The organism is Trinickia sp. (assembly GCF_051953955.1).
Classification (GTDB): Bacteria; Pseudomonadota; Gammaproteobacteria; order Burkholderiales; family Burkholderiaceae; genus Trinickia.
On the sequence record NZ_JBQCIF010000050.1, the window covers coordinates 25,220 to 41,342 of the forward strand.

The 16,123-nt window shown below is 66.3% G+C and carries 17 protein-coding genes; 8 read left to right on the plus strand and 9 right to left on the minus strand.

Annotation, left to right across the window (positions count from 1 at the left end; translation table 11 throughout):
* The first annotated feature begins 134 nt into the window (after positions 1 to 134).
* The 5 genes from fliE (at position 135) to ACTHNZ_RS09590 (ending at position 3,528) form a co-directional block, all read left to right on the plus strand.
* On the plus strand, positions 135 to 476 hold the full coding sequence (gene fliE, locus ACTHNZ_RS09570) for a flagellar hook-basal body complex protein FliE (RefSeq protein WP_440542264.1): 342 nt from the start codon (positions 135 to 137) through the stop codon (positions 474 to 476).
* A 227-nt stretch (positions 477 to 703) separates the two neighbouring features.
* Complete coding sequence (gene fliS, locus ACTHNZ_RS09575) at positions 704 to 1,141, plus strand: flagellar export chaperone FliS (protein WP_440542265.1); 438 nt, start codon at positions 704 to 706, stop codon at positions 1,139 to 1,141.
* The gene (locus tag ACTHNZ_RS09580; protein ID WP_440542266.1) at positions 1,138 to 1,467 is read left to right on the plus strand and encodes a flagellar protein FliT; all 330 of its coding nucleotides are present in this window, start codon (positions 1,138 to 1,140) and stop codon (positions 1,465 to 1,467) included. The genes fliS and ACTHNZ_RS09580 overlap by 4 nt, the downstream gene beginning before the upstream one ends.
* A 97-nt stretch (positions 1,468 to 1,564) precedes the next feature.
* Positions 1,565 to 3,142 (plus strand): flagellar hook-length control protein FliK, encoded by a 1,578-nt coding sequence (fliK, locus tag ACTHNZ_RS09585; RefSeq protein WP_440542267.1) that lies wholly within the window; start codon positions 1,565 to 1,567, stop codon positions 3,140 to 3,142.
* Positions 3,139 to 3,528 carry an EscU/YscU/HrcU family type III secretion system export apparatus switch protein gene (locus ACTHNZ_RS09590; protein WP_440542268.1) on the plus strand — a complete coding sequence of 130 codons (390 nt, stop codon included), beginning with the start codon at positions 3,139 to 3,141 and terminating at the stop codon, positions 3,526 to 3,528. The genes fliK and ACTHNZ_RS09590 overlap by 4 nt, the downstream gene beginning before the upstream one ends.
* Positions 3,529 to 3,626: 98 nt before the next feature.
* On the opposite strand, the gene ACTHNZ_RS09595 is transcribed toward ACTHNZ_RS09590, so the two are convergent.
* From ACTHNZ_RS09595 to ACTHNZ_RS09630, 8 genes are all read right to left on the minus strand, one after another.
* A complete protein-coding gene (locus tag ACTHNZ_RS09595) occupies positions 3,627 to 4,634 on the minus strand; it encodes an XdhC family protein (protein ID WP_440542269.1) in 1,008 nt (335 codons plus the stop codon).
* The gene (locus ACTHNZ_RS09600) at positions 4,607 to 5,179 is read right to left on the minus strand and encodes a CoxG family protein (RefSeq protein ID WP_440542270.1); all 573 of its coding nucleotides are present in this window, start codon (positions 5,177 to 5,179) and stop codon (positions 4,607 to 4,609) included. The genes ACTHNZ_RS09595 and ACTHNZ_RS09600 overlap by 28 nt, the downstream gene beginning before the upstream one ends.
* A 254-nt stretch (positions 5,180 to 5,433) precedes the next feature.
* Positions 5,434 to 6,831, minus strand: a complete 1,398-nt coding sequence (locus ACTHNZ_RS09605; RefSeq protein WP_440542271.1) for an amino acid permease — start codon at positions 6,829 to 6,831, stop codon at positions 5,434 to 5,436.
* A 154-nt stretch (positions 6,832 to 6,985) separates the two neighbouring features.
* Positions 6,986 to 7,645, minus strand: a complete 660-nt coding sequence (gene rqpR, locus ACTHNZ_RS09610) for a response regulator transcription factor RqpR (protein ID WP_440542272.1) — start codon at positions 7,643 to 7,645, stop codon at positions 6,986 to 6,988.
* 4 nt (positions 7,646 to 7,649) lie between these two features.
* Positions 7,650 to 8,630: a sensor histidine kinase gene (locus tag ACTHNZ_RS09615; protein WP_440542273.1), complete on the minus strand. Its 981-nt coding sequence runs from the start codon at positions 8,628 to 8,630 to the stop codon at positions 7,650 to 7,652.
* A 442-nt stretch (positions 8,631 to 9,072) separates the two neighbouring features.
* Positions 9,073 to 9,843: a ferredoxin--NADP reductase gene (locus ACTHNZ_RS09620; RefSeq protein WP_440542281.1), complete on the minus strand. Its 771-nt coding sequence runs from the start codon at positions 9,841 to 9,843 to the stop codon at positions 9,073 to 9,075.
* A gap of 270 nt (positions 9,844 to 10,113) precedes the next feature.
* Positions 10,114 to 10,923, minus strand: coding sequence for an endonuclease/exonuclease/phosphatase family protein (locus ACTHNZ_RS09625; protein WP_440542274.1), 810 nt, complete (start codon positions 10,921 to 10,923; stop codon positions 10,114 to 10,116).
* A 33-nt stretch (positions 10,924 to 10,956) separates the two neighbouring features.
* Complete coding sequence (locus ACTHNZ_RS09630) at positions 10,957 to 11,388, minus strand: hypothetical protein (RefSeq protein ID WP_440542282.1); 432 nt, start codon at positions 11,386 to 11,388, stop codon at positions 10,957 to 10,959.
* A 419-nt stretch (positions 11,389 to 11,807) separates the two neighbouring features.
* Here ACTHNZ_RS09630 and ACTHNZ_RS09635 point away from each other — a divergent pair, with 419 nt between their 5' ends.
* The 3 genes from ACTHNZ_RS09635 to ACTHNZ_RS09645 all read left to right on the plus strand — a co-directional run bounded on the left by ACTHNZ_RS09635 (position 11,808) and on the right by ACTHNZ_RS09645 (position 14,691).
* Positions 11,808 to 12,785: an AAA family ATPase gene (locus ACTHNZ_RS09635; protein WP_440542275.1), complete on the plus strand. Its 978-nt coding sequence runs from the start codon at positions 11,808 to 11,810 to the stop codon at positions 12,783 to 12,785.
* A gap of 260 nt (positions 12,786 to 13,045) precedes the next feature.
* A complete protein-coding gene (locus tag ACTHNZ_RS09640; RefSeq protein WP_440542276.1) occupies positions 13,046 to 14,152 on the plus strand; it encodes an NAD(P)/FAD-dependent oxidoreductase in 1,107 nt (368 codons plus the stop codon).
* A 224-nt stretch (positions 14,153 to 14,376) separates the two neighbouring features.
* A complete protein-coding gene (locus tag ACTHNZ_RS09645; protein WP_440542277.1) occupies positions 14,377 to 14,691 on the plus strand; it encodes a high-potential iron-sulfur protein in 315 nt (104 codons plus the stop codon).
* Positions 14,692 to 14,826: 135 nt separating this feature from the next.
* Here the strand turns inward: ACTHNZ_RS09645 and ACTHNZ_RS09650 are convergent, their stop codons facing one another.
* On the minus strand, positions 14,827 to 15,522 hold the full coding sequence (locus ACTHNZ_RS09650) for a dienelactone hydrolase family protein (protein WP_440542283.1): 696 nt from the start codon (positions 15,520 to 15,522) through the stop codon (positions 14,827 to 14,829).
* Positions 15,523 to 16,123: the final 601 nt, after the last annotated feature.

The window sequence follows — 16,123 nt, forward strand, 5'->3', positions numbered from 1 at the left end:
AATAGAAGCGGGTTTTCCCCCTAGTTTCCCGGGTTTGCGAAAAGGGCCGCTGCTATGCTCACTCTCCGTGATGGGGAGGTGCGCCGCACGTTCGAAGTGGCGTCAGCCTTGCGCCCCTTTTTTTGGAGAAACCGATGACCGTCCCAGTCAATCCGCTCACCTCGGCGCTGCAGCAGATGCAGGCCATGGCGGCCGAAGCCGCCGGCGAGTCGAAGTCCGCCGCGCTCGGCCAGCAGTCGGGCGTGGCGACGGCCGGCAGCTTCGCCACCGCCCTGAAGAGCTCGCTCGACAAGATCAGCGGCGACCAGAACAAGGCCGTCGGCGAATCCCAGGCGTTCGAGATGGGCTCGCCGAACGTCTCGCTCAGCGACGTCATGGTGGATATGCAGAAGGCGAATCTCGGCCTGCAGTTCGGCTTGCAGGTGCGCAACAAGCTCGTCTCCGCCTATAACGACATCATGCAGATGTCGATCTGAAACGGCGGCCGTTCGCGGGGGCCGGCCGTGAGCCGAGCGTTCCCGCGGCCGGGTGGCTCGGGCGCCTAAAGCTTTGCCCGAGGCGATCCGATAACCGCGATATGACCTGCGCGTTTTGACCGAGCGCGCGGCCCGGCAGCGGCGGGCCAGGCAGGGCGGCGTGCGTTCGCGAACGCTGCCGTGCCGGTCGAATTGACGCACATTCACGATCACAAGGAGAAGCGCCGATGTTTTCCCAAGGACACGCTGGAGCGAGTGCATATGCGCGCGTCGGCGTCGAGACAGGGGTGATGGGCGCAAATCCGCATCGATTGATCCTGATGCTGTACCAAGGTGCGCGCAAAGCCATTGCACAGGCGCGCATGCATTTGCAGCAAGGCAACATCGGCCCGCGCGGCGAAGCGATCAGCAAGGCCATCGGGATCATCGGAAGCGGCTTGCAGGCATCGCTGAACAAGGATGCCGGGGGTGAGATCGCAGCTCGGCTCGACGCACTCTACAGCTACATGACGCGTCGGCTGCTCGAGGCGAACATCGCGCAAAGCGAAGCGATGTTGGTCGAAGTCGACGGATTGCTCGCGACGCTCGAGGAAGCATGGGTCGGTATCGGTATCGAGGCGGCACGGATCATGGCGCAGCAGGGGCAGGCGGACGCGCAGCGATGAACTCGAAAACCGACTATTTTGAACGCTACGAGGCGATCGCGGCAGTGTCGTCGCGGATGCTCTCGGCGGCCCGCAAGGCGCTCTGGAACGAGTTGATGGAGCTGCAGGAAGAGTACCGGGCGCTCGTCGATACGTTGCGCGACGCCGATACGAGCCTGTCGCTCGACGAGCACGACCGGCTGCGCAAGTACGACCTGATTCGCCAGATCCTGGCCGACGATGCCGCGATTCGCGATCTCGTCAACCCGAGCGTGGCGCGTTTGTCGGCATTTTTTTCGGCGCGGCGGCCCGCGCACGTGCTCAAGGAATTGTTCGGCGCGCGCTAGCGCGCGCACCGCGCACTCAACCCCCGACCTTTTTCCCGGCCTGCGGCATAAGCCGCTCCGAGTAGGGTAGGTCCGAACGACGGCGCAAGGACGCGGCATGACAGGAATCGACTCTGCTCTCGCCTCGATGCTGGTCAGCCGCATCGACAGTGTGCTCGACAGCGTCGGCGCAGGTTCACGCACGAACGCGGCGCAAGCCGGCGCCACGGGGCTCACCGTCGATACGCCCGCGCCGGCCGAAGGTGCGGCCGCGCTGCTTGATACGCCGCCTCCCGCTTCTGCCCAAGCCATTCTTTCCGAAGTCGCTCTGACGCTCGACGCCATTTCGCGCTTCGGCGGGGAGGCGACGCCTGCCGTCATCGGCCAGACGCCGATCTGGCCGTCGCCGCCCGCGATCGATACGCAGCAGGCGGCGGGCGGGCTATTTGCGGCCGGCAACGGCGCGGCCGCGGCCGCCGCGGCCGATTCGAGCGTGCAAGCCGGCTCGGCACAAGCGGGTGCCGCCTCGTCGGGGACGACGACGGGTGCGGCAGGCAGCGCCGCCGTGGGTGCGGCGGCCACGGCGATGCCCGTCGAGGCGTTGGCGGCCGCGCTCGAGCAGACCGTCAACGAATCCGGGTTGTTCTACGAATCGCATCTCGCTCAATGGCTCAGTGGCGGCTATACGGCCCAAGCGCTCGCGAACGAGCCGCAAACGCGGCTTGCGGCCGAATCGCTGCAACTGCCGCTCGATTGGGGCAATCCGGCGGCTAGCGCCGACGCGGCCGCCATGCCCAGCTGGCAAGCGGCCGGTGGTGCCGTGCCGGCGGGGGGCGGCTGGTTGCCGCACGAATTGCCGCCGCAACTGTCGCTGCCGGCGTTCGGCGCCGCGCCGCATGCGGGCGCGGCCCCCTATTCGGGGACGGCCGCCGACGGCACATCGTGGCGCGGAGCGCAGACCACGCTTCTCGAAGATGCCGCGTTCGGCGGCTCGTATGCCGGCCGCTCGGCGAGCGCCGACTCCGACGCGCGCTCATCGATCGCCGCATCGATTCATCCGGCGACGATTCCGCTCGTGCGCCAGCAACTCGACGTGCTGGCCACGCAGCAGTTCCGCTGGACGGGCGAAATATGGCCGGGCGCCAAGCTTGACTGGACGATCGAGCCTGAGCGGGAGCGGCGCGGCCGCTCCGGTGAAGCCGAAGACGATACGCAGCAGACGTGGCGCACGCGCGTGACGCTCGCGTTGCCGACGCTCGGCACCGTCGATGCCGAACTCGTGCTCAACGGCGCACAGTTGGTCGTGCGCGTGCAGGCGAGCCCGGGCGGCGCGGCGCGGCTGACCTCGGGCGGGGCGGCGTTCGGACGCCGGCTGCAGGCGGCCGGGATCGAGTTGGCCGGCCTGCAGATCCGCGAAATCGGCGGGACGGCGCCGGCGGCGGGTGCGGCCGCTTCGGCGGCGACGTCGGCCTATGCGCGTGCGGCGGCTCACGCGCAGGCGGAAGATCAGGCCCGAGAGGCGCAAGCGCAGGATGTGTCGGACGTCGAAGTGCGCGACGGCCCGCTCAATCCTTCCGGGGCATTCGGCACGTTCGGCGCATCGCTCGGCGAGACCGATGCGCAGGCCAAGCGCGGCCCCGTGCCTTCGCCGATCGATCGATTGTTCGACGATCCGTTCGAGTGGAGCGGATCATGAGCCGGCGCGCGCGACGCCAGAGCGCGGCGGCCCTCGCCTATGACGAGAAGGGGGGCGACAAGGCTCCGCGCGTCGTGGCGAAGGGCTATGGGCTCGTGGCGGAGATGATCATCCAGCGTGCGCAGGAGGCCGGGCTCTACGTTCATCGCGCGCCGGAAATGGTGTCGCTGCTGATGCAGGTCGATCTCGATGCACGCATTCCGCCCGAGCTCTATCAGGCCGTGGCGGAGCTGCTGGCTTGGTTGTATCGGCTCGAGAGCGGGGTGGTGGATGAGGAGGGGCAAACGGCAGCTTCAGGTGCGGCGTCGCCCTCCGCCAGTTCCGCTGCCGATATGGGCGACATATCTGCGAGGTCGCCTTCGACTGTTCCGCTATTGCCGCGCTAGCCGGCGCCAGAGGCGCACCATCCGCGCACGGTGCGCCAGTAACCGAATGGTGACCCGTCATTCAATCACCGGGGCATCGGAGGTAGGCCATTGCAACTCTACACTCCGCATGCGGCCCCCTCCCGCGCCGCCTTTGCCCCCTCCACTTGCAGCATCGTCGGCAGCGACACGCCGTTCTTCGCCGCGGTCAGCTCCGCCAGAATCGAAATCGCGATTTCCGGCGGCGTGCGGCTGCCGATGTAGATGCCGACCGGCCCGTGCAGCCGCGCCAATTGCGCGTCGCTCAAATCGAACTCGCGCAGCCGCTCGCGCCGCGCCGCGTTGTTGCGCCGCGAGCCCAGTGCCCCGACATAGAACGCCGGCGTCTTGAGCGCCTCCATCAGCGCCAAGTCGTCGAGCTTCGGATCATGCGTGAGTGCGATGACGGCAGAGCGCACATCGAGGTTCATCTCGAGCACCGCATCGTCCGGCATGGAGCGGACGACTTCCGTGCCGGGCACGCTCCACTCGTCCGTGTACGCCTCGCGTGGATCGCACACGGTCACGCGGTAACCGAGCCCAACCGCCATCGACGCCAAGTAGCTCGACAATTGCCCCGCGCCGATGATCAGCATTCGATAGCGCGGCCCGTGGATCGTCACGAGCCGCTCGCCGTCGAACCGGATGCCGTCGGTAGCGGAGGCCGGGGCGAGGCTGGCGCACCCCGTAGCCATTTCCAGCGTGCGCGCCACGAGCGCCCCCCGCGCGAGCGTTTCGCAGAGCAAGCCGATCCCGCTCTCGTTCGTCAGCGGCTCGAGCACGAGCTCGAGCGTGCCGCCGCAAGGCAAACCGAAGCGATGCGCCTCCTCGGCCGCGATGCCGTACCGAGCGACGCTCGGCCGCCCGAGGTCGATCTCGCCTCGCCGCATGCGCTCGATCAAATCATCCTCGATGCAGCCTCCCGACACCGAGCCGACGACGAGACCGTCGCCGCGAAGCGCGAGCATCGCGCCCTCGGGGCGTGGCGAGGAGCCCCACGTGCGCACGACCGTCGCCAGCACGACCGGCTTGCCGTCGGCGAGCCAGCGCGCACTCGTCGTCAGGACTTCGAGGTCCATGCCTTCCACGATTTCCCCCCCTTGCCCGACGGCGCCGATTCCAGCACCGCCGCATGCTGCATCGACGCCCCGGCGGGCTGCGGCGCATCGCTGGGCAGCGGCTGGTCCAGCGCGCTCAAACGCGCGGCGAAGCGCTTGAAGAATTCATCGGCGACTTTGCGCACGACGTCGTCGGCTGGACTTTCGCCATCGGCATGCAGCGTCTGCGCGTAGGCCGTGTAAAGAAGCGTGCTCGACGCATCGCCGTCGGCTTCGAGCCGCAGCCGCGCGCCGTGCGGGCCCCCGCCATTGGCAGCGCCGGGCGGCGGTGCATCGAGTTGGAACACCAAGGTGCGGGCGCCGGGGGTGTCCACTTCGGTCAGCCTGACGCGCCCCTTGAAGCGGGAACCGACCCCGTCGGCCCCGAGATTGACGGCCAATGCGAAGCCGTTTTCCCCATCGGCTTGGATGTCTTCGCAGCCGGGAATCGACGCGCGCAGGATCGCGGCATCGGTGAGTGCCTCCCAAGCCCGTTGCGGCGGCACGGGCAACGTGTAGCTCTCCGTCAATTCCATTGCATTGCTCCTCCTTTAAGAGGGAAGGACCGGCGCCCGCCCATTCGAACGTCGGACGTTGTCGACCAAAGCGTGATCATTATGGACCGCGCAGCGCGAGCAAGTTCACCGGCTGTTCCGCAAGACGATCTGAGCAAGCCGTATGCAAAAGAAAACGGCATCGCGGCGCGATGCCCGAGATGCCGTCGAATAGGCCGTCGAGTACGCGGGCCGCGCCGCGCGTGCACGCCGGCGGCCCGGGGAACGAGCGACGCTTACTGTGCGCCGCGGCCCAGCAGCGAATTGCGGCGCGAATAGCCGAAGTAGACGACGAGGCCGATCGCGAGCCAGACGAGGAAAGCGACCCAGGTGATCCACTGCAGGTTCACCATCAAGAACAGGCAGGCGGCGACGGCCAAGAGCGGCACGACCGGCACGCCTGGGCAGCGGAACGCGCGCGGCAGATGCGGGTGCGTGCGGCGCAGGATCAGCACGGCGATCGACACCATCGAAAACGCGGCCAGCGTGCCGATGTTGATCAGCTCGGCCAGCACGTTCAGCGGCACGAGCGCGCCGATGAGGCCGAAGAACAGGCCGACGAGCCAAGTGGTCAGGAACGGCGTGGCAAAGCGCGGATGCACGCGCGAGAGCGTTTTCGGCAGCAGGCCGTCGCGCGACATCGCGAAAATGATCCGCGTTTGGCCGTAGCTCATGACGAGGATGACGGTCAGCATGCCGAGCACCGCGCCCAGATCGATGAAGCCGGCCACCCAATTCTGCCCGGCCACCTGCAGCGCATACGAGACCGGGTGCGAGACATCGGCGAAGCGCGGCGAGGGCACGATGCCGGTGACGATGGCGGCCACGGCGACGTAGAGCACGGCGCAGACGGAAAGCGACGCGATGATGCCGATCGGCAGGTCGCGCTTCGGGTTCTTGACTTCCTCGGCCGCGGACGAGACCGAATCGAAGCCGATGAACGCGAAGAACATGACGGCCGCGGCACCGAACACGCCGTGCCAGCCGTTCGGCATGAACGGATGCCAATTCGCCGGCCGCACGTGAAACACGCCGACCGCGATGACGGCCAGCACGACCGCGACCTTGATCGCGACCATCAGATTGTTGATGCGCGTCGATTCGCGCACGCCGATCGAGAGCAGCGTCGTGATCACGATCATCACGAGGAACGCCGGCAGATTGAACAGGGTGGTCACGCCCGCAACGGCGCCTGGGGCGGCCGTCAGCGCCACCGGCAGCTGCAAGCCGAAGCCGGCCACGAGCGATTGCAGGTAGCCGGACCAGCCGACCGAGACGGCCGAGGTGGCGAGCCCGTACTCGAGCATGAGGTCCCAGCCGATGATCCACGCCACGAGTTCGCCGAGCGTGGCGTAGGAATACGTGTAGATGGAGCCGGCGACGGGGATCGTCGACGCGAATTCCGCATACGCGAGGCCGGCCAGCGCGCAGGCGACGGCAGCGATCAGGAAGGCGATCACCAGCGCGGGGCCGGCCTGAACGGCGCCCGTGCCCGTCAGCACGAAGATGCCGGTGCCGATGATGGCGCCGATGCCGAGGAACGTCAGATCGAGCGCGCCGAGGGCTTTCTTCAGGCCGGTGCGCTCGGCCCCGGCGATCATTTGCTCGACGTTTTTCTTGCGGAAGAGGGACATGGAATCAGGGTCTCCTGATGGTTGCACCCAGTGGTGCAACTCAGTGCGGAAAAAAACCGTAGATTCTAGCCCAAACGGCCAGCCAGACCGGTTGCGACGGTGCAACTCAGAATAATCTGAGGGATTTTTCAGGAGGGGATGATGTCGCCCTATTTCAACCCGTCATCACCGGGTTCAGGTCGACGAGCCGGTTGCTCATGACGTAGAACGTCAGCTCGGCGTTGTTGCGTAATTTCATCTTTTCGAGCAGCCGAGCGCGATAGACGCTGACCGTCTTGACCGACAGCGAGAGCGCATGGGCGATGTCGGTCAGCCGCTTGCCCGAGGCGAGCATGCATAGCGTCTGGTACTCGCGGTCGGAGAGCTTTTCGTGGGGCAACTGGTCGCTGTCGAACGAGACGTAATCGGCGAGCGCCTCGGCCAGCGCGGGGCTCACGTACTTGCGGCCCGCCGCGACTTGGCGGATCGCCTCGATCATTTGCGCGGCCGTCACCGTCTTCGACAAATAGCCGGCCGCACCCGCCTTGAGCGAGCGCACGGCGTACTGATCCTCGCGGTACATCGAAAACATCATGACGGGCATGCGCGGCGCGCGGCGCTTCACGCGCTTGAGCACTTCCACGCCGTTCATGTCGGGCAGCGAGATGTCGAGCAAGATGATGTCGAACGGATCGCCGTCGTCGAGGCTGGCGAGCGCTTGCGCACCGGTATCGGCTTCGACGACTTCTCGCGCGACGCCGTGGTTCAGCAAGAGCTGCCGAACGCCTTGACGAACGATGGCGTGGTCGTCGACGAGCAGGATCCTGAACGTCATCGCCTCACCTCGCGCGCATGACGCGCGGGGGCCGAGCGCTCGTCGCGGCATCGCCCGCGTGCGTCATCGCTGCCCACAGAACGTGCGCGCGCACGGTCGTGCCCGAGCGGCTCGCCGGGGCGCCGGCATCGGCCGGCCAGGCGCCGTAGGGGCTCGACGTCTCGTCGCGCAGCCGCGAGGCGATGCGCACCGCACCGCCGAACCGTTCGCAGCGCGCACGCATGCCGGGGAGCCCGAAGCCGCGGGCGTTGACCGAATCCGGTGCGCCCGCGCGGCGTGCGCGGGGCGGCATGCCGCGCCCATCGTCCTCGATGACGAGCACCAGCCGTTTTGCGTCCGTCTGGATGCTGACGTCGGCGCGCGACGCATCCGCGTGCTTGGCGACGTTGTTCAGCGCCTCCTGTGCGACGCGCATGACGGCGAGCGCGGCGTCGTCCGGCAACTGCGTGAGGCGCACGTCGGCCGCGCAGACGAAGCTCGTGGCGAGGCCCGTGCGTTCGGAGAATGCGCGCGTCCAGTCGGCGAGCGCCGACACGATGCCGCCTTCGACGTTGGGCGTGTGCAACTCTTGGATCAACCGGCGGCCTGCTTCGCAGGCGGCATCGAGCGATTGCTGGGCCAATGCGAGCGCGGCGCTCGCCGCGCTCGCGACGTCGCCTCCCGCATTGAGCGCATGCTCGACGTTGGCCAGCGCGAAGCGCGCCGCCGTCAATTCGGCGCCGAGCCCATCGTGCAACTCGCGAGCCACATGCTGCTTGATTTCCTCGCGTGCTTCGTCCAGTTCGGCGGCGTGCTCGCGCCGATGCCGTTCATCCGCGCGTCGTTCCTGCGAGCATTCCAACGGGGCGGTTGCAGACGCGGGCGACCGAGCGCTGCGTGGGAGCGGCCGCTTGGCGGCGGAAATCGCGCCGGCGACCAGCGGGACGACCGTCGACAGATCCAAGTCATCGTGCTGCCGAGCGGAATTAGCCAGACGTTCACTCATCGGTAAGACCACAATCTCGAATTTTTACGCATCGACGCCGGAAAATAGGACGCGTCTGCGTAACGCCATTTACATCTCGTAACACCTACGCTGCTGGGACAAAACGTTTCCATTCGACCCCGTTTGGGGCGGATCATATCTCAAAATTAAGGAAAATGGCGGCGCGACGCGCCGTAAACGGCCTTGACATGTCCGAATTGACAGTTCGAGATTTTTGGTTGTAGGAAAAATTCCTACGAAGAAAGGGCGGGAGTGGAACGGATAAATGTAACGGCAAGGCAGACCGATTCGATGCGATAGCGTCAGCGCCGACGCCACCGATATCCGGCCGCCAGGCGAAAAAAAACCGAAGCCCGAAGGCTCCGGTTTCCTTACCGCTGGCGCGCTGATGAGCCGCGAGACGCCGGGCATCGGCCCGCTACGGCCCGGGGCGCGGTGGCGTTCAGCCGACGAACGCTTTTTCGACGACGTAGTGTCCCGGCTCGTTGTTGCTGCCTTCCTTGAAGCCGAGCCCGTCGAGCAGCTCGCGCGTGTCGCGCAGCATGTGCGGGCTGCCGCAGAGCATGACGCGGTCGTTCTCGAGCGAGAACGGCGGCACGTTCAGATCTTCGAACAGCTTCTGCGTATCGATGAGCTCGGTGATCCGGCCGCGGTTCTGGAACGTTTCGCGCGTGACGGTCGGATAGTAGATGAGCTTCTCGCGAACGATCTCGCCGATGTCCTCGTGAGCCGGCAAATGCTCGGTGATGTAGTCCTTGTACGCGAGCTCGTCGACGAAACGGCACGTATGCGTCAGCACGACCTTTTCGTAGCGGTCGTAGACGGTGGGGTCCTTGATGATCGACATGAACGGCGCGAGGCCCGTGCCCGTCGAGAGCAGCCAGAGCGTCTTGCCCGGCAGCAGGTTGTCGGCCATCAGCGTGCCGGTCGGCTTCTTGCCGATGAGAACTTGATCGCCGACCTTCAAGTGCTGCAGGCGCGAGGTGAGCGGGCCGTCTTGCACCTTGATGCTCAAAAATTCGAGGTTTTCCTCGTAGTTCGCGCTCGCCATGCTGTACGCACGGATCAGCGGCTTGCCGTCCACTTCGAGCCCGACCATCGTGAATTGCCCGTTTTCGAAGCGAAACGACGCATCGCGGGTGCAAGTGAAGCTGAACAGGGTGTCGGTCCAGTGGTGGACGGAGAGGACGGTTTGCGGGTTCAGATTGCTCATGGCTGCTAGAAAGTGCGAAGGGATGGTCACCAAAGCGCTCGGCACACGAACGCTCCGGCCGGCGGGGCTAGGGCGAAGGGCTGTCGCGAGGCAGCGTCTCGCGACGCTGGAAACCCGCTATTTTACCGCGCTTGGAACATCACCGCGCCGCGTGGGGTTTTTGCGTCCGAGACAGGCCTTCGCGAGGCCAACGGCCAACGGGCCGGCGGGCGAACGTCGACGCGGTCGCGGCCCCCACTTCGGTTGCCGAGCGACGATCCGCCCGTTCGCTCAGTCTTTCAACTCGAGCTGCGCAATGTAGGGCAGGTGATCGGAGAGCCAGGCCGTTTCCTGCGTGGGCTGCACGCAGGCGATCGGCTGCATGCCGCGCACGAACATCTTGTCGAGCGCGAGCGCCGGCGAAAACGCGGGAAACGTGCGTGCCGGCTGCCCGAGCAGCGTGGCGACTTCGACGAGCCCGTGTTCGCCGAAGATGCCGACGGAATCGTTGCGCCAGTCGTTGAAATCGCCGGCGAGCACGAGCGGGCCTTCCGGCGCCTCACGCGCGATCCAGTGCGCGATCCAATTCATCTGGCGCACACGGGCCGAGCGCGTGAGCGCAAGGTGCGCGCAAAGCAGCGTGACGGATTGCCCCGCGAACTGCGCGCGCGCAACGAGCAGGCCGCGCCGCTCGAACCGATGCGCTGAAATGTCCCAACGCCCGCCGAGATCGAGCGGATGCGGCGAGAGGATCGCGTTGCCGTGGCGCCAGGACGGCTTGAAGACGTTCGGCCCGAGCGCGATGTCGAGATCGAGCGCATGCGCAATTTCGGTCGCTTGGCATTCCCAGACATCGGCAAGCGGCTCGTGCACGGGCGTGCCGAAGCTCGTCGCGAGCATCGGGCCGGGCATGCGCCGCGCCATGGCTTCCTGTAGAAAATAGACGTCGGCGTGCGTCGATTCGACCCAGCGCTGCATCGCTTTCCATGCGGTGAAGCCGAGCGGCGAGCGGCCCTTGTGCAGGTTCCAGCTGACCGCGACGAATTCCTTTTTGTGCGGGGCAGCCGCGGCTGCCTGGGTCAGTTCTTCGGGGTTTCGCATGCCGCGTCGCTTCCGCTTCGATTCAGTCGTTCATCAATGAGACGCGACGCTCGCGCGCACGCGATAGACGAGCGTCGGATTCTTGTCGATCAGCGTCCAATCCGCCGATCCACCGATCGGTACGACGAGGCCCGGGTGGCTCGCGTTCACGCGCCGGGGCTGCGGCGGTAGCGCGCAGCCTTCGGGCGTCGTCGGGGCCGAATCGTCCTCGATGGTCTCGTCGGCGTCGATGGCGAGCGTGACGCCGCCGACATCGGCCGCAACCGGGGAGACCGATATCGTCCGCGCAAGATCGATGCCGCCTGCCGGATTGTCCTTGCAGCCAACGCGATGCGTGATGGGGTGATGGTGGGTGGCACTGAACGCTTGACCGACCGTCGTCGTGGCGTGGAACGTGTCGATCGTTTGCCCGTTGCGCAGGACGTCGAGCTGCCAGGTGACGGCCGGTGGTTCGTCGTCGGGCATGGACGCGCCGGGCGCGATGGGTGCCGGCGCGCTTGCGCCGGCGGCATCCTGTGCGGCGGCGGCATCGCTGGCCAGCGCGAGCACGGTGAGCATGCCGAGTAGGCCGAGCCAACTGGCGACGATGCCGCCGAATCCGGCGGCGCTGCGGGTAACACGCCTCATCGAACCGTTCTCCTTCGCGCCGGCGAGTACCGCCGCGCGACACGACAAGCGCCCATCTTACGCCTAACGCTGCGCGGGGCGCGGGCTATTAGCAGCACGCGCACGGCGCTGCTGGCTTTTCGCATGGAACTTGCTTGGCTACACTGAAACGGCAAAGTAGTGAACGATGCGCCGCCTGCGGCGGGACGCATGCAATACCCGGTTTGCACGGGGCGCTCGGCACTCATGCGCTTGGCAACGGCATGCAAGGGGGCGCGATGACGACGGCAGTGGTGAAACAGGAAATTGCGGTGGCGTCGTTCAGCAAGGTGTACGACCTCGAACGGGTCGAAACGGCGCTGAACGAACTCAGTGAAGGGGCCAACGAGGCGCTGCGCACGACCTACGAAAAAATGCTGAAGGTGGGCAATTTGCGGTTCTGCGTGAAGCCGAACCGCATGCCGGCGATCGATGCGCTCATCGACGCCCTCCCGAATTTCGCCGACCCTTTGGAAGACGTGCGCCGGCAAGTCGCCCTTTGCATGGAGACGGAAGACCGGCTCGAGTTGATGCCGATGCTGCTGCTCGGCGATCCCGGCATCGGCAAGACGCATTTCGCCAAAGCGCTCGCACGGCTACTCGGCACGTCACACCATTACGTGGCGATGAGCTCGCTGACGGCGGGGTGGATTCTTTCCGGGGCTTCCTCGCAGTGGAAGAACTCGAAGCCGGGCAAGGTGTTCGAGACGCTCGTGAACGGCAGCTATGCGAATCCCGTCATGGTCGTCGACGAAATCGACAAAGCAGGCGGCGATGCCCAATACGATCCGCTCGGCGCGCTCTACGCGCTGCTCGAATACGACACCGCTCAGACGTTCATCGACGAGTTCGCCGAAATCCCGATCAATGCCGGCCAGGTCATCTGGGTCGCGACGGCCAACGATGAACGATCGATTCCCGAGCCGATCCTGAGCCGCATGAGCGTCTACGAGATCGCGCCGCCCGATCGCGACGGCGCGCGCCGCATCGCGCAGACCATCTATGACGAAGTGCGCGCCGCGCACTATTGGGGACGCCGCTTTCCGGAGCAACTCGCCGACGACGCGCTCGAAGCCCTGTCGCGCGCTTCGCCGCGCGACATGCGCCGCGCGATTCTCCACGCGTTCGGCGAGGCGCGCATCGACGGCCGCGACTTCGTGCGTGCCGACGACGTCCGCCCCGAACGCGGCGCGCGCCGACGGCCGATCGGATTCTGAGACAGCGGGCGCCCGGCAGTCTGGAGGCGGGGCGATCCCGTTGGGGTACGTTTCTTTCGGCCTTAAGGACGGTGTTTCGCTCTCGGTGAGGGGGAACGGCGCGCGATGGCATCGTACAATGAGCTTACGCATCGTCACCGTGACGCGCCGCGTCGATACGAACGGAAGGTTCGTGACGCTTCAGGCGCGGGCGTGGACGCAGACGTTCCACCGAGCAGTTGGACGGAGAAGCGCGGCCCAGCGGGTCGCGACCAAAGAACATGGATGAGATCGAATGTGTAGTGATCGGCGCGGGCGTGGTCGGCCTCGCGATTGCGCGCTCGCTCGCCGAACGCGGCCGCGAAGTGATCGTGCTCGAAGCGAGCGAAGCCATCGGCACGGGCACGAGCTCGCGCAATAGCGAGGTCATCCACGCGGGGCTCTACTATCCGCGCGGCTCGCTGAAGGCGACGTTATGCGTGCGCGGCCGCGAAATGCTTTACGAATATTGCGCCGCGCGCGGCGTGCCGCATCAGCGTTGCGGCAAGCTGCTCGTCGCAACGGCGCGTAATCAACAGGCCCAGTTGGCGGCGATCGAGGCGCGCGGAAAAGAGAACGGCGTGCTCGACCTCATCCGGCTATCGGGTGCCGACGCCCAGGAGCTCGAGCCGGCTTTGCACTGCGAGGCAGCCGTCTTCTCGCCACAGACGGGGATCGTCGACAGTCATCAGTTGCTGCTCGCTCTACAGGGCGATGCCGAGCGCGGGGGCGCGGTCTGCGCGTTTCACTCGCCCGTGGAATCGGTCGAGGCCCGCGGCGGGCGTTTCATCGTGACGGTGGCCGGCGAGTCGCCCACCACGCTGTCGGCCGCGAGCGTCGTCAACAGCGCCGGCCTGCACGCGAACGCGCTGGCGCGCAAGATTCGCGGCCTTGACGCGCGTCATGTCCCGCCGCTCTATCTGGCGCGCGGCAATTACTTCAGCATTTCGGGGCGCGCGCCGTTTTCTCGGCTCATCTATCCGATGCCGAACGAAGCCGGCCTGGGCGTGCATTTGACGATCGACCTCGGCGGCCAGGCGCGCTTCGGCCCTGATGTCGAATGGGTCGACACGATCAACTACGACGTCGATCCGCGCCGTGCCGACGCCTTTTACTCGGCGATTCGCGAGTATTGGCCGGATTTGCCTGACGATGCGCTGCAGCCCGCCTACGCGGGGATTCGGCCCAAGCTGTCGGGGCCGGGCGAGAGCGCGGCCGATTTCGTGATTCAGGGGCCGGCCGCGCACGGCGTGCGCGGGCTCGTCAACTTGTTCGGCATCGAATCGCCGGGCTTGACCGCCTCGCTTGCGATTGCACAACGCGTTTGCGACCTGTTGGGTCGCGCGTGACGGAGCGGTGACGGAAGGGGGGGCGATCTTGCGGCGCCGCCGCTACGCGTCGCAGCTACGAGTCGCAGCTCCGGGCCGCAGCTGCGGGCCGCAGCGACGAATCGCTGCCACGACTTATCCGCGACATTTCGTCATCCTGGCTGCGCTCGCCGCACTTCGTTGCTATGCTGGCCACTGCTGCCGAAAGAAGCAGCGGTGAGCCAGACATATAAAGGAGATTCCCCATGAAATCGTCCCGTCGCACGTTTTTGATCACGAGTCTCAGCGCCGTCTCGGCGTTGGCACTGGCTTCGCGCGAGGCGCTGGCCGATGCGCCGCACGTTGCGGAAAACGACCCGACCGCCGTGGCGCTCGGCTACAAGATGGATGCGACCAAGGTCGATAAAGCCAAGTATCCGAAGTATGCCGCGGGCGAGAAGTGCGCTAGTTGCCAGTTCTTCCAAGGCAAGGCGACCGATGCATTCGCGCCGTGCCCGATGTTCGGCGGCAAGCAAGTGGCGAACGGCGGCTGGTGCAGCGCCTACTCGAAGAAGGCCTGATAGAAGGCCTGATAGAAACCCTGATACCGCGCGGCATTGGGCCGAGCGCGGGCAAACGAAAGCACGAACGAAACGGTAAGCGGAGTATCGGCGCGGCCTGGATGGGCCACGCCGATTCGCTATCGTTCGAGGCGCTCAGAGGTTCGACGACAAGAACTCGAGCGTGCGTCCGTGTGCGAGTGCCGACGCGTGCTGATCGTAGGCGGAGCGGTCCGAGCAGTTGAAGCCGTGGCTCACGCCCGCGTAGTCGAAAAATCGCGCGTTGGCATGCCCTGCGAAGCGCTGCTTCACTTGCTCCACGGCCGTTTGCGGAATCGACGAATCGTGCTCCGCATAGTGGAACAGCATGGGCACCTGGACTTTATCCGCTTCGTCGAGCTTGTTCTGAATGCCGCCACCATAGTAGGCGACAGCGGCATCCACGTCGCCGCGCGCCGCCATCAAGTAAGCGAGTTGGCCGCCGAAGCAGAACCCGGCCACGCCGATCTTGCCTGTCGTTTCGGGCTGGGCGCGCAGCGTCGCGGCCGCCGCGCCGAGATCGCCCACGGTTTTCTGCACGTCGACGGCTTTGAGTAGCGCGAGCGCCTTGTCCCGGTCGGCGCCTTCGTAGCCGAGTTCCACGCGCCGCTCGCTGCGCCAGAAGATGTCGGGGGCGAGCGCGACATAGCCTGCAAGCGCATACTGCTCGGCCACTGACCGGATGTGCGCGTTCACGCCGAAGATTTCCTGAACGATGATGACGCCCGGGCCTTTGCCGGCACGCGGCAATGCCAGGTAGCCGTCGTAGCGCTGGCCTTCGCCGGCGTCGATTTCGATCCATCGAGTCGTCAGGCTCATTGGTTTGCTCCCGTCTCAGAGTCACAAGGGCTGCCAGTTTGGCATCGATTCGGAACCTTTGCTGACGGCGCGGCCGGGGAGGGGAATCTCGCCTGCGCACAGGGCGGGGCGGCTCGTCGACGTACAGCGTCTGTGCTTCGGTCTCGCCGATCCCCCGATCCACCGATCCACCGATCCACCGATCCACCGATCCACCGATCCCCCGATCCGCCGATCCGCCGATCCGCCGATCCGCCGATCCGCCGATCCGCCGATCCGCCGATCCGCCGATCCGCCGATCCGCCGATCCCCCGATCCCCCGATCCCCCGATCCCCCGATCCCCCGATCCGCCGATCCGCCGATCCGCCGATCCGCCGATCCGCCGATCCGCCGATCCGCCGATCCCCCGATCCCCCGATCCCCCGATCCACCGATCCACCGACTCACCGACCCACCGACCCACCGACCCACCGACCCACCGGCCCACCGCCCCGTCGCCCCGTAGCCCCAGCGCTGGGGCGTTCATTGAATGCGAACGGAACAATCTCGATAATTCATTTTTCGGATGGAAGGCCTCGGCGTAGAGTGGGGCATCCCCATTGCCGGGCATTGCCG